10 protein-coding genes and 1 tRNA gene are annotated in these 12,923 nt (G+C 71.4%); 8 read left to right on the top strand and 3 right to left on the bottom strand.

What is annotated here, in order from left to right; genetic code table 11:
* Positions 1 to 99 precede the first annotated feature (99 nt).
* On the top strand, positions 100 to 2,937 hold the full coding sequence (locus tag AB0N31_RS06655; RefSeq protein WP_366057261.1) for a penicillin acylase family protein: 2,838 nt from the start codon (positions 100 to 102) through the stop codon (positions 2,935 to 2,937).
* Between the two features lie 61 nt (positions 2,938 to 2,998).
* Here the strand turns inward: AB0N31_RS06655 and AB0N31_RS06660 are convergent, their stop codons facing one another.
* Positions 2,999 to 3,616, bottom strand: a complete 618-nt coding sequence (locus AB0N31_RS06660; RefSeq protein ID WP_366057262.1) for a 5-formyltetrahydrofolate cyclo-ligase — start codon at positions 3,614 to 3,616, stop codon at positions 2,999 to 3,001.
* Positions 3,617 to 3,709: 93 nt separating this feature from the next.
* Between AB0N31_RS06660 and galU the strand changes: the two genes are divergently transcribed.
* The 7 genes from galU to AB0N31_RS06695 all read left to right on the top strand — a co-directional run bounded on the left by galU (position 3,710) and on the right by AB0N31_RS06695 (position 9,379).
* On the top strand, positions 3,710 to 4,621 hold the full coding sequence (gene galU, locus AB0N31_RS06665; RefSeq protein WP_366057263.1) for a UTP--glucose-1-phosphate uridylyltransferase GalU: 912 nt from the start codon (positions 3,710 to 3,712) through the stop codon (positions 4,619 to 4,621).
* Complete coding sequence (gene glp / locus AB0N31_RS06670) at positions 4,618 to 5,940, top strand: gephyrin-like molybdotransferase Glp (RefSeq protein WP_366057264.1); 1,323 nt, start codon at positions 4,618 to 4,620, stop codon at positions 5,938 to 5,940. Before galU ends, glp begins: the two co-directional genes overlap by 4 nt.
* A 108-nt stretch (positions 5,941 to 6,048) precedes the next feature.
* Positions 6,049 to 6,561 (top strand): cyclic pyranopterin monophosphate synthase MoaC, encoded by a 513-nt coding sequence (moaC, locus tag AB0N31_RS06675; RefSeq protein WP_363086626.1) that lies wholly within the window; start codon positions 6,049 to 6,051, stop codon positions 6,559 to 6,561.
* Positions 6,558 to 7,073 (top strand): MogA/MoaB family molybdenum cofactor biosynthesis protein, encoded by a 516-nt coding sequence (locus AB0N31_RS06680; RefSeq protein ID WP_366057265.1) that lies wholly within the window; start codon positions 6,558 to 6,560, stop codon positions 7,071 to 7,073. Before moaC ends, AB0N31_RS06680 begins: the two co-directional genes overlap by 4 nt.
* Complete coding sequence (locus AB0N31_RS06685; RefSeq protein WP_366057437.1) at positions 7,070 to 7,738, top strand: GNAT family protein; 669 nt, start codon at positions 7,070 to 7,072, stop codon at positions 7,736 to 7,738. The genes AB0N31_RS06680 and AB0N31_RS06685 overlap by 4 nt, the downstream gene beginning before the upstream one ends.
* A 171-nt stretch (positions 7,739 to 7,909) precedes the next feature.
* A complete protein-coding gene (gene glpR, locus AB0N31_RS06690) occupies positions 7,910 to 9,202 on the top strand; it encodes a gephyrin-like molybdotransferase receptor GlpR (RefSeq protein WP_366057266.1) in 1,293 nt (430 codons plus the stop codon).
* Between the two features lie 103 nt (positions 9,203 to 9,305).
* Positions 9,306 to 9,379, top strand: a tRNA-Ala gene (locus AB0N31_RS06695).
* A gap of 122 nt (positions 9,380 to 9,501) precedes the next feature.
* On the opposite strand, the gene sbnB is transcribed toward AB0N31_RS06695, so the two are convergent.
* Together sbnB and AB0N31_RS06705 are read right to left on the bottom strand one after the other, a co-directional pair.
* Complete coding sequence (gene sbnB / locus AB0N31_RS06700) at positions 9,502 to 10,533, bottom strand: 2,3-diaminopropionate biosynthesis protein SbnB (protein ID WP_366057267.1); 1,032 nt, start codon at positions 10,531 to 10,533, stop codon at positions 9,502 to 9,504.
* A gap of 29 nt (positions 10,534 to 10,562) precedes the next feature.
* Entirely contained in the window at positions 10,563 to 12,776 is a 2,214-nt protein-coding gene (locus AB0N31_RS06705; protein WP_366057268.1) for an MMPL family transporter, read from the bottom strand.
* Positions 12,777 to 12,923: the final 147 nt, after the last annotated feature.

Below are 12,923 nucleotides of genomic sequence, written 5' to 3' on the forward strand. Positions count from 1 at the left end.
CGCGTCAAGTGGCGCGGACCCCTGCGCCTATGGTTGCTCCAGCGCTCATTCACAGTCATGGCCCGACCTGCCGCTCGCGTTAGGACAGCAAGGACAGCGATGCCCCCCAACACCACCGCCACAACGGGTGACAAGCCCGCCGAGTCCGGCAGGAAGAAGGGGCGCAAAGCCCGACTTATCGTCCTCGTCCTGGTTCTGGCCCTCATCGGAGGCATCGCGTACGGCGGTTACTGGTCCATCAGTACCGTCCGCGCCTCCTTCCCGCAGACCAAGGGTTCGATCACGCTCGACGGCCTGTCCGGTCCGGTGGACGTGAAGCGGGACGGCTACGGCATCCCGCAGATCTACGCGTCCTCCGACGAGGACCTGTTCATGGCGCAGGGATTCGTCCAGGCGCAGGACCGGTTCTACGAGATGGACGTGCGCCGGCACATGACGTCCGGCCGGCTGTCGGAGATGTTCGGCAAGAGCCAGGTCGACAACGACGAGTTCCTGCGCACCCTCGGCTGGGACCGGATCGCCGAGCAGGAGTACGACAAGGAACTCTCGGCCGACACCAAGAAGTACCTCCAGGCGTACGCCAAGGGCGTCAATGCCTACCTCCGGGGCAAGGACGGCGAGGACATCTCGCTGGAGTACGCGGCGCTCGGGTTCACCAACAACTACAAGCCCGCCGAGTGGACGCCCGTCGACTCGGTCTCCTGGCTGAAGGCGATGGCCTGGGACCTGCGCGGCAACATGCAGGACGAGATCGACCGCGCCCTGCTGACCAGCCGCCTCGGCCCGCAGCAGATCGCCGACCTGTACCCGCAGTACCCGTACGACCGCAACAAGCCGATCGTCCAGGAGGGCCAGTACGACGAGCTGTCCGAGACGTTCGAGCAGGGCGGCCCCGGTGACTCGGAGGGTTCCGGGTCCTCCGCGGACGGCTCCTCCTCGGACGGCTCCTCCTCGGACGGCACGACCGGCGGCACCGGCACCGGCACCGGCACCGGCACCGGCTCCGGCACCTCCTCCGACACGTCCGGCTCGGCCCTGGAGAGCCAGCTCGCGGGCCTCTACGACGTCCTGGACGACCTGCCCACGGCGGTCGGCGTGAACGGCAACGGCATCGGCTCCAACTCCTGGGTCGTCGCCGGCGAGCACACCATCACCGGCAAGCCGCTGCTGGCCAACGACCCGCACCTGTCGGCCTCGCTGCCGTCCGTCTGGTACCAGATGGGCCTGCACTGCCGCAAAGTCTCCGACAAGTGCCAGTACGACGTCTCCGGCTACACCTTCGCGGGCATGCCCGGCGTGATAATCGGCCACAACGCGGACATCGCCTGGGGCATGACCAACTCCGGCGTCGACGTCACCGACCTCTACCTGGAGAAGCTGTCCGGCGACGGCTACCTCTACGACGGCAAGGTCAAGCCCTTCCTCACGCGCGAGGAGACCATCGAGGTCGCCGGCGGCACCGCGAAGAAGATCGTCGTCCGGCAGACCGCCGACCACATGCCCCTGCTGTCCGACCGCAGCGACGAACTGGTCAAGGTCGGCAGGAAGGCCTCCGTCGACGACGACGCCCCCGACCGCGGGAACGGCTACGCGGTCGCCCTGAAGTGGACGGCGCTGGAGCCGGGCAACACCATGGACGCCGTGTTCGCCATGAACAGGGCGGCCGACTGGGACGGCTTCCGCAAGGCGGCCGAGAAGTTCGACGTGCCCTCGCAGAACCTCGTCTACGCCGACACGAAGAACCACATCGGCTACCAGCTGCCCGGAAAGATCCCCACGCGCGCCAAGGGGCTCGACGGCGCGGTCCCGACCCTGGGCTGGGAGTCGAAGAACAAGTGGGGCGACTACCTGAAGTTCGACCAGCTGCCCTACGAGTACGACCCGGAGCGCGGCTACATCGTCACCGCCAACCAGGCCGTGGTCGATCCGGACGAGTACCCCTACACGCTCACCAAGGACTGGGGCTACGGCACCCGCAGCCAGCGGATCACCGACCTGATCAAGCAGAAGATCAAGGGCGGCGGCAAGGTTTCCACCGACGACATGCGCCAGATGCAGACGGACAACACCAGCGAGATCGCGAACAAGCTGGTGCCGACGCTGCTGAAGATCAACCTGGACGACCCGGACGTCCGTGAGGCGCAGGACCTGCTCCAGGGCTGGGACCGCACGCAGGACGCCGACTCCGCCGCGGCCGCCTACTTCAACGCGGTGTGGCGCAACGTCCTCAAGCTGGCCTTCGGCCACAAGCTGCCCAAGGAACTGCGTGTCGAGGGCCAGTGCCTGTGGGTCGACCCGGTCGACACCACCGGTCCGGTCGACGACAAGGACAAGGTCCGCGAGTGCGGACAGCGCGACGGCGACCAGGCGCAGCCGGACGGCGGCGACCGCTGGTTCGAGGTCGTGCGCAACCTCATGGAGAAGCCCGACAGCGACTGGTGGACGACGCCCGAGGCGGGCACCCGCCCCGGTGCCGAGAAGGACCGTGACGCGCTGTTCGAGCGCGCCATGATCGACGCCCGCTGGGAGCTGACCGCCAAGCTCGGCAAGGACATCGACTCCTGGAGCTGGGGCCGGCTGCACCGCCTGTTCCTGAAGAACCAGACCCTGGGCACCAGTGGCCCCGGCTTCCTCCAGTACCTCCTCAACCGCGGCCCGTGGAAGCTCGGCGGCGGCGAGGCGGCGGTCGACGCGACCGGCTGGAACGCCGCGGGCGGCTACGACGTCGTGTGGGTGCCGTCGATGCGGATGGTGGTCAACCTCGACGACCTCGACAAGTCGAAGTGGATCAATCTCACCGGCGCCTCCGGGCACGTCTTCAGCGCCCACTACACCGACCAGACGGACAAGTGGGCCAAGGGCGAGCTGCTCGACTGGTCGTTCAAGGCCAAGGCGGTCGACGACAGCACGGTCGACACCCTCGTGCTGAAGCCGTGAACCGGTGAACAACCGAAGGGGCTCTCCACGCGCGCGTGGAGAGCCCCTTCCCGTTCGCCCGTCAGCCGGTGAAGCGCCGCACGCCCGACGGCGTCACCGCGGCGTCGACCGGCCGGTCGTGCGGCTCCTCCTCGAGGTGCTCCACGACCTCGCTGTCGTACAGCAGCACCACCAGGGAGGGATCCGCGCCCGCGCGTTCCAGCCGCGCCAGCACCCGGTCGTACGATCCACCGCCGCGTCCCAGGCGCACGCCGCGCGCGTCGACGGCGAGACCCGGCAGCAGCACCACGTCGGCGTCCGTCACGGCGTCGGGTCCCAACCGCTCGCCCGCGGGCTCGAAGAGGGTCATTTTTCCGCCATGCCGGACCCGCGCGAGAGACCCCTCGCCGGTGTAGGCGCCCCAGTCGAGGTCGTTGTCGGGCAGCAGCGCGGGGAGCAGGACCCGCACGCCCCGCGCGAGCAGCGCGTCCAGCAGCGCGAGCGTGCCCGGCTCGCTGCCCACGGAGACGTACGCCGCGACGGTCCGCGCGGCGGCCAACTCCGGGAGCTCCAGGGCGCGCGCGGCGAGCAGGGTGGCGGTTTCCCGCAGGTCGTCCGTCGTCAACCTGTTCCTCACCGTGATGAACTCTCGCCGCAACATACGTTTGTGAGACTCTGCTCCGCCTTCGGTGTGGCTCATGTGTGGCTCCCGCGCGATTCCCATACGCTCATATGATCATGAATTAACCGGAGCTACAGATACCTCGCATAGCCACCGGATAAGGTTCCCGACATGACTCAGTCGCACCCCAGGATCAGCAAGGCTGTCATCCCCGCAGCCGGCCTCGGCACCCGGTTCCTGCCGGCGACCAAGGCCACTCCCAAGGAGATGCTGCCGGTCGTGGACAAGCCCGCGATCCAGTACGTGGTCGAGGAGGCCGTCTCCGCCGGTCTCGACGACGTCCTCATGATCACCGGGCGCAACAAGCGCCCGCTCGAGGACCACTTCGACCGCAACTACGAACTGGAGTCGGCACTTCAGAAGAAGGGCGACGCCGCCCGCCTGGCCAAGGTCCAGCAGTCCAGCGACCTGGCGACCATGCACTACGTGCGGCAGGGCGACCCCAGGGGACTCGGGCACGCGGTGCTCTGCGCGGCCCCGCACGTCGGGCAGGAGCCCTTCGCCGTCCTCCTGGGCGACGACCTGATCGACCCCCGCGACCCGCTGCTCCAGCAGATGATCGAGGTGCGGGAGCGGCACGGCGGCAGCGTCGTCGCCCTCATGGAGGTCGCCCCCGAGCAGATCCACCTCTACGGCTGCGCGGCCGTGGAGGACACCACGGACGGCGCCGTCGTCAAGGTGACCGGCCTGGTGGAGAAGCCGGAGCCGGCGGACGCCCCGTCGAACTACGCGATCATCGGGCGCTACGTCCTCGACCCGGCCGTCTTCGACATACTGCGCCGCACCGAGCCCGGGCGCGGCGGCGAGATCCAGCTCACCGACGCCCTCCAGCAGCTCGCGCAGGACGAGAAGGTCGGCGGCCCGGTGCACGGCGTCGTCTTCAAGGGCCGCCGCTATGACACGGGCGACCGCGGCGACTATCTGCGTGCCATTGTCAGACTCGCGTGCGAACGTGAGGATCTGGGACCGGACTTCCGGTCCTGGCTTCGCAGTTACGTCACCGAGGAGATGCAACAGCCTTGAGCACCGCCGCGCCCCGCACCGCCGGACAGGACCGTCTGTGGTCGGTGGACGAGCACCTGGAGGACATCCTCGCCGCCGTCCGCCCCCTGGAACCCATCGAGCTGCAACTGCCCGATGCCCAGGGCTGCGTCCTGGTCGAGGACGTCATGGTGCCCCTCTCGCTGCCGCCCTTCGACAACAGCTCGATGGACGGGTACGCGGTACGGGTCGCGGACGTCGCCGGCGCGAGCGAGGAGTACCCGGCCGTCCTGGAGGTCGTCGGGGACGTCGCCGCCGGCCAGGCCGACCTCCTGCACGTCGGGCCGGGGCAGGCCGCCCGGATCATGACCGGGGCCCCGCTGCCGCCCGGCGCCGAGGCCGTCGTCCCGGTGGAGTGGACCGACGGGGGCCTCGGCGAGGGACCGGTCGACGGGATGCGCGCCCGCAGCCTCGCCCCCGAACAGGCCTCGGGGCAGGTCCGCGTGTACCACTCCGCCGAGGCCCGTGCGCACGTGCGCGCCCGGGGCAGCGACGTGAAGGCCGGTGACCGCGCACTGGAGGCCGGCACCGTCCTGGGCCCGCCGCAGATCGCCCTGCTCGCCGCCGTCGGACGCGGCACGGCCCGGGTCCACCCGCGTCCGCGCGTGGTCGTGCTGTCCACGGGCAGCGAACTCGTGCAGCCCGGCGAGGAACTGCGCGGCGGCCAGATCTACGACTCCAACAGCTTCGCCCTCACCGCCGCCGCCCGCGACGCCGGCGCCATCGCCTACCGGGTGGGCGCGGTCGCCGACGACGCCGAGACCCTCCGGTCCACCATCGAGGACCAGCTGGTCCGCGCCGACCTGGTGGTCACCACCGGTGGCGTGAGCGTCGGGGCGTACGACGTCGTCAAGGAGGCCCTGTCGCACGTCGGGGACGAGGACGAGGCGGGCAGCGGCATCGACTTCCGCAAGCTCGCCATGCAGCCCGGCAAGCCCCAGGGCTTCGGCTCCATCGGCCCCGACCACACCCCGCTGCTGGCCCTGCCCGGCAACCCGGTGTCGTCGTACGTCTCCTTCGAGCTGTTCGTGCGGCCCGCGATCCGCACCCTCATGGGACTCGCGGACGTGCACCGGCCCACCACCCGCGCGAAGCTCGTCGCGGACCGGGCGCTGTCCTCGCCGAAGGGGCGCAGGCAGTTCCTGCGCGCGACCTGCGCCGAGGGCACCGTGCGCCCGGTGGGCGGCGCCGGCTCGCACCTGGTCGCGGCCCTCGCGCACGCCGACTCGCTCATCGTCGTCCCCGAGGACGTGGAGTCCGTCGAGCCGGGGACCGAGGTCGAGGTCGTCCTGCTCGGCTGAGCGCACCCGCGGGCGCGGGTCCGCAGGCCGGTCCTGGTCCGCCGCGGGCCCCCGCATGGGGGTACCGTGTCGCGCACAACACGCCCGGACCGGGAGCGCCACACCACCATGACTGTGCCTTCCCGGGGGAAGACCCCCGGACCCCCTGTGCAGGACCGACTGACGCACATCGACGAGGCGGGCGCCGCCCGCATGGTCGACGTGTCCGGCAAGGACGTGACGGCGCGGACGGCGCGGGCCAGCGGGCGCGTCGTCGTCTCGCCCCGCGTGGTCGAGCTGCTGCGCGGCGAAGGGGTGCCCAAGGGGGACGCGCTGGCCACCGCCCGGATCGCGGGCATCATGGGCGCCAAGCGCACGCCCGACCTCATCCCCCTGTGTCACCCCCTGGCCGTCTCCGGTGTGAAACTGGACCTGTCGGTCGCGGACGACGCCGTCGAGATCACCGCCACGGTGCGGACCACGGACCGCACGGGTGTCGAGATGGAGGCCCTCACCGCGGTCTCCGTCGCCGCGCTCACCGTGATCGACATGGTGAAGGCGGTCGACAAGGGAGCGGTCATCACGGACGTGCGGGTCGAGGAGAAGACGGGCGGCAAGTCGGGCGACTGGAGCCGGCCGTGAGCGCCGCGCCGTACCGCGCGCTGGTCGTGACGGCCTCCAACCGCGCCTCGGCCGGTGTCTACGAGGACCGGGGCGGCCCGCTGATCGCCGACGGCCTCACGGGCTTCGGGTTCGCCGTCGACGGGCCGCGGGTCGTGCCCGACGGGGACCCGGTGGAAGCCGCCCTGCGCGCCGCCGTGGCGGCCGGCTACGACGTGGTCGTCACCACCGGGGGCACCGGCATCTCGCCCACCGACCGCACCCCCGAGGCGACCCGCGCGGTGATCGACCACGAGGTGCCGGGCATCGCGGAGGCCATCAGGGCGTACGGCCGCCAGAAGGTGCCCACCGCGGCGCTGTCGCGGGGCCTGGCCGGCGTGGCGCAGCGCACGCTGATCATCAATCTGCCGGGTTCCACCGGCGGGGTCAGGGACGGGCTGGCCGTCCTGGAGTCCCTGCTGGTGCACGCCGTGGACCAGCTCCGCGGCGGTGACCACCCCGGACCCGGCGCCGGCCCTGGGGGTGCGAGCTGAACAGCCCGTCCTGGCCCGTCGAACTGGCGGAGGGCGACATCGTCCTGCGGCCGATAAAGCTGCGCGATCAGCGGGCCTGGCGCGAGGTCAACCGGCGCAACCGGGACTGGCTGCGCCCCTGGGAGGCGACCATCCCGCCGCCCGCGCCGAGCGGTCCGGTCACGCACCGGCCGACCTACCGGCAGATGGTCCGCCATCTGCGGTCCGAGGCGAACGCGGGCCGGATGCTGCCGTTCGTCATCGAATACCGGGGGCGGCTGGTCGGGCAGTTGACGGTCGCCGGGATCACCTGGGGGTCCATGTGCTCGGGGCACGTCGGCTACTGGGTGGACGAGTCGGTGGCCGGCCGCGGGGTGATGCCGACGGCCGTGGCGATGGCCGTGGACCACTGTTTCCGCAGGGTCGGGCTGCACCGCATCGAGGTCTGCATTCGGCCCGAGAACGGGCCCAGCCGCCGGGTGGTGGAGAAACTCGGATTCCGTGAGGAGGGGCTGCGGCCGCGTTATCTCCACATCGACGGAGCCTGGCGCGACCACCTCGTGTTCGCGCTCACGGCCGAGGAGGTGCCCGAGGGCCTGCTGAGCCGCTGGCGGCGCAATCGTCCGCGCAGCGCGCCCCGTGACCCGCAGAACACCCGGGGGAATCCCGCGAACCCCGGAAATTGAATAAGTGTTCGAAAATGACCGTCCGGTGACCGTCTGAGGCACTGAATTCACCGCTCCGGTGGCCTGTTGATCGGATCGGTCGCAAAAAAAGCTCGAAATATCAGCCGGATCGTGCGACACACCGGCTCAATTGGCGGATGGCCTCACGTAAACCCCTCTACCGTGTGAGGGGTGAGCAGCAGCGGCCTGATCTACGCAGTCATCGTCGGGGCCTGGGCCGCCTACTTGGTGCCGATGTGGCTCCGTAGGCAGGACGAGCTGAACGAGGCCCGTCCGACCGAACGCTTCAGCACCGCCATCCGGCTTCTGTCCGGACGGGCGGGCATGGAGCGCCGGTACGCCAAGGACCTGCGGGCGCGCTCCGCCGAGGAGGAGGAGCCCGACGCCGACGCGCCGGACATCCCCACCGACTCGGTGGACGTCCGGGCCTTCGCCATGCCCCCCGCCCGACCCCAGGTCACGGCGCCGGCCCAGGAACGCGAGCAGGCCCGCCCGGAGCCGGCCCGCGAGCACTCCGCCAGGGCGGCCCGTGAGCAGCCGGCCGGGCCCGCGCAGGAGTCCGGCACCGCGCCGGCGCACCCGCGCGTGCCCGAGACGCGGCGCGCGCCCTCCGCGCCGGCGGCCTCGGCCGCCGAATCCGCGCAGGCGCAGGCGGCCGCCGCGCGCGCCCGGCGCTCGAAGGTCCTCGCGCGCCGCAGGCGCACCACCGTCGTCCTCTTCCTCGCCTTCACCCTCGGCGCGATCGTCGCCGCCGTCGGCGGACTCGCGTTCCTGTGGGCGCCCGGCGTGCCCGCCGTCCTGCTCAGCGGATACATCGCCTACCTGCGCTCCCAGGAGCGCCGCCGGTTCGCGTACCAGATGGACCGCAGGCAGGCCGAGGCCGCCGCCCAGCGGCTGCGTGAGCGGCAGCCGCGCCGGCGGGCGTCCGCCCCGGCCGCGCACGGCTCCGCCTCCGTCGACGCCGGCCTCGACGCCGGCGCAGAGGAGCCGCACGAGGGCCCCGAGGCCGAGACCGACCCGGGCCTGGTGGCGCTCGCCGCGGACCGCAGGGCGCTCGTCGAGCAGACCGACCACGCCGAGTGGGTCGACCAGCAGCGCGAACGCCGGCGGCGGCCGGGCCACGGCGACAGCTGGGACCCGGTGCCGGTGCCGCTGCCGACGTACGTGACCGCGCCGGTCGCGCCGCGGGCCACCTCCGATGTGGACCTCGGGGCGCCGGACACCTGGAGCTCGGCCCGGTCCAGCGCCGTCGCGCCCGAGCACGAGGCGGCCGACGAGACGCCCGACCGGGACGCCGCGGACGGCGCGGAGGACGGGCCGGACGGGGACGCGGGACGGGCCGAGGACGGCGAGCGCAGCGACGCGCGCCGCGCCGCGTCGGCCCGGCGCTCGCGCGAGCGGGGCCGCACGCCGCTGTTCGACCAGTACGAGGACGGCGAGCGGCCGCGGGCCGCCAACGAGTGAGCGGCGACGCGGATCCGGCGACGCGGTATCCGCGGTGGTCGGGGGCCCGGGGAACGGATTTCCAAGCACCCCGACGGGGATGCTAGAGTTTCACTCGTTGCAAGGGCCTGTGGCGCAGTCCGGTAGCGCACCTCGTTCGCATCGAGGGGGTCTGGGGTTCAAATCCCCACAGGTCCACGCAGCATGAAGGCCCGTTCCTGATATCAGGAACGGGCCTTCTGCCATGTGCTGGTGTGACACGGAAGCCGACACGGAGCCCCTGCCGGTGAGGTCGGCGGGGGCTCCGTCGGGTGCGGGGGTCAGCCGTGCTGGGGCGGGCGGGTCGGCCAGCGGGTCGTCTCGCCGAAGAAACCGTCGATGGCGACGGCCTCGCCGGCGGCCCGGGCCTCCCGGTAGACGTGCAGGCCCACCGCGAGGTCGAGGACGCCGAGGCCGAACGGGGAGAAGATCACCGGCTTGTCGGTGCCGGTGCTCACCTGGCCGCGGATGTGCTGGGCGAGGGTGCCGGTGACGAAGTCGCGGTTGCCGTACTTCTGTTCCGCGAGGTGCGGCGAGGTGTTGGCCTTCAGACAGTGGTCGACGTCGTCGACGACGTTGTAGGCGTCGTGGATCAGCTCGGGGCCGATGTCCCTGAGGGAGATGTTCAACACGACCTGGCCGGGCGCGAACGCGCCCGCGTCCAGCACGTACGGCTCCGCCGCCGTCGTCGCGAACACCACGATGTCGGACTTGAGCAGGGCGACTTCGAGGCTCGCGGTGGTCGACGTGCGGTAGCCGAGGTGGTCGTCGGCGTGGGCGGCGAGGGCCTCGGCGTACTCGGGGACCTTGTCGTGGACCGTGACGCCGCCGAACTGCCAGCCCTGCGCGGCGAAGAACTCCAGGATGTTGCGGGCGATGATGCCGCCGCCGATCACCGACAGGTGCCCGGCGGTGCGGGAGCCGGAGAGCTGCTCGGCGGCCAGGACCGCGGAGGCGGCCGTACGGGCGGCGCTGATCTGGGAGGCCTCCAGGAGGGCGAAGGGGTAGCCGGTGGCGTAGTCGTTCAGCAGCAGGGCGGCGCTGGCGCGGGGGATGCCGTCGGCGATGTTCTGCGGGAACGAGCCGATCCACTTGATGCCGGCCACGTCGTGCTCGCCGCCCAGGTAGGCGGGGAGCGCGATGATGCGGGCGTCCGGCTTGTCGGGGAAGCGCAGGAAGTAGCTGTCGGGGTTGACCGAGTCGCCGTCGTCGTGCGCCAGGTAGGTGGAGCGCACCTCGCGCACGATCTCGGGACGGGAGCGGGCGATGACCTCGCGGGCCGTGGTGCCGCCGACCACGCTGAACTCGAACACGGGGGTGCCTTCCGTCGGATGGGTGGGGGTCATCGGCCTGCCGCCGCGCGTTCCGGGGCCGTGGGGGTCGCGGCGGGGCCGCCGGACGTGGCCGGGCGGGACGTGCGCAGGAACTTCGGGGCCGCCCAGTTGGCGTTGCCGAGCAGGAGCATCACCGAGGGCAGCAGGACCGCCCGGACCAGGGTGGCGTCCAGCAGGACCGCGACCGCGAGGCCGACGCCGAGCTGCTTGAAGTCCTGCATCTCCAGCGTCCCGAAGACCGCGAAGACGGCGACCATGATCAGACCGGCGCTGGTGACGACGCCCGCGGTGGTGCGGATGCCGTGCGCGATGGCGTCACGGGTGGTGGCGCCGCGGTCGTAGGCCTCGCGGATCCGGGAGACCACGAACACGTGGTAGTCCATCGAGAGGCCGAACAGCACCACGAAGACGAACAGCGGCATCCAGGACTCGACCGCGCCGATGCCCTCCGTGCCGACCACGGACGCGCCCCAGCCGTGCTGGAAGACGGCCGTCATCACGCCGTAGGCGGCGCCCACCGAGAGCAGGTTGAGGAGGATCGAGGTGAGGGCGATGACGGGGGAGCGGAAGGAGAACAGCATCAGCAGGAAGGTCACGCCGAGGACGAAGGCGAAGACCGGGACGATGCTCTTCTTCAGCTGGTCGTTGTAGTCGACGGAGAAGGCGAGGTCACCGCGGACCAGGGCGGTGGTGCCGGCGACCTTGCCGACGGTGTCCGGGACGAGGGTCTCGCGCAGGGTGGTGAGGGCCTCCTTGGACGTGGCGTCGGAGCCGTTCCCGGCCAGCGGGACGCTCAGTTCGGCGATGTTCTCCTTCGCGTGGACGGTGACGTCGATGGACTTGCCGGTCCGGCCGGAGGCCACGGCCTCGGCCCGGAAGTCGGCGATGGCCCGCTTCATCTCCGCGGAGTCGATGTCGGCGGACTTGACGATGACGCTCGCGGGTGCCGGTGAACCGGAGAAGTCCTTCTCGATCTGCTGGGAGACGACCACGGTCGGGTTGTCCTCGGGCAGCAGCTTGTCGGTGCCGAGCTTCTCCGTCTTCATGCCGAGCGCGGGCGCGGCCAGGGCGAGCAGGAACGCGGTGGCGAGCAGGGCGAAGACGGCCGGGCGGGCCAGGACGCCGCGCAGCAGGACGCTGTCGCGCCGCGGGGTGCCGGTGGCGGCGCGGCGGGCCCGGCGGCGGCCCAGGAACGGGATGCGGCCGGCGCCGATCCGGTCGCCGAGCATGGCCATCAGGGCGGGCAGGACGGTCATGGAGCCGAGGACGGCGATGACGACGACCTCGATGGTGGCGACGGCGAAGCCCTCGAAGACGGTCAGCCCGGACAGGAACATGCCGGCCATGGCGACGCAGACGGTGACGCCGGAGATCAGCACGGAGTGGCCGAAGGTGGCCGCGGCGATCTGCAGCGCGGTGGCGTTGTCGCGGCCCGCCTCGCGCTGGCGGCGCAGGTAGAAGAGGCAGTAGTCGACGCCGACGGCCAGACCCATCAGGAACATCATGGAGTTGGTCATGCCGTCGACCGGCACCACGTGGCTGGTCAGGGCGAGCAGGCCGATCGCGCCGACGCAGGCCGTCACGGCGAGCGCGATCGGCAGCAGGGCGGCGACCAGCGCGCCGAACACGGCGAGCAGGATGCCCAGCGAGACCGGCAGCGCGGTGTACTCGGCGCGCACGAAGTCCTCGCCGAGGCTGTCGTTGATGGCCTTCAGGCCGGTGGCTGCGCCGTACTGACCGAGCGTCACGTCGGCGTGCGCGGCGTCCGTCTTCTCCACCGCGTCGATGACCGGCTGGACGCGGTCGGCGGCGGTGTCCGGGTCGCCCTTGACGTCGTACGTGATGAGCACGGCGTGCTTGTCGGCGGAGACCAGCTTCGTGGTGTCGGGGGTGCGGACGCGGGTGACGAGGCCGGTGGCCTCCAGGGCGTCGGCGGTGTCGGCGACCGCCTTGGTGAACCGGGGGCTGTCGGCGCTGAGTTCGTCGCTGCGGACGTAGACCAGCTCGCCGGCGGGTTCGGTCAGACCGGCGTCCTGGAGGATGCGCTCGGCGCGGCCCGAGTCGCCGGTTCCGTAGTCGGCCTCGGTGAGGTTGACCTGGCCCGCCGAGCTGCCCAGCGTCATCACCAGAACGACCAGGACGAGCCAGCCGAACACCGCGGTCTTCCGGTGTTCGGCACTCCACCTGCCGAGTGCGGCTGCGAGGTTCCGTTTGGCTGCCATTTTCGCTTCTTCTCTCCTGCGGCATGGGGGGTGCGGGGTTCCGGGAAAAAGCTTGGCGTGCGCTCACGGGCATGCGTAGGTCTCACGGAGGCAGCAAGCTGCGACTGCAGAGTGCTGCCATGTCATATCGGACATAACGGTCACCTG

This window comes from Streptomyces sp. NPDC051051 (genome assembly GCF_040682975.1).
GTDB lineage: Bacteria > Actinomycetota > Actinomycetes > Streptomycetales > Streptomycetaceae > Streptomyces.

Coding starts and splice junctions, on each gene's coding strand:
- AB0N31_RS06655 (WP_366057261.1), top strand. CDS start 100: ATGCCCCCCAACACCACCGCCACAACGGGTGACAAGCCCGCCGAGTCC.
- AB0N31_RS06705 (WP_366057268.1), bottom strand. CDS start 12,776: ATGGCAGCCAAACGGAACCTCGCAGCCGCACTCGGCAGGTGGAGTGCC.
- AB0N31_RS06660 (WP_366057262.1), bottom strand. CDS start 3,616: ATGAGCCACACCGAAGGCGGAGCAGAGTCTCACAAACGTATGTTGCGG.
- moaC (WP_363086626.1), top strand. CDS start 6,049: ATGACTGTGCCTTCCCGGGGGAAGACCCCCGGACCCCCTGTGCAGGAC.
- galU (WP_366057263.1), top strand. CDS start 3,710: ATGACTCAGTCGCACCCCAGGATCAGCAAGGCTGTCATCCCCGCAGCC.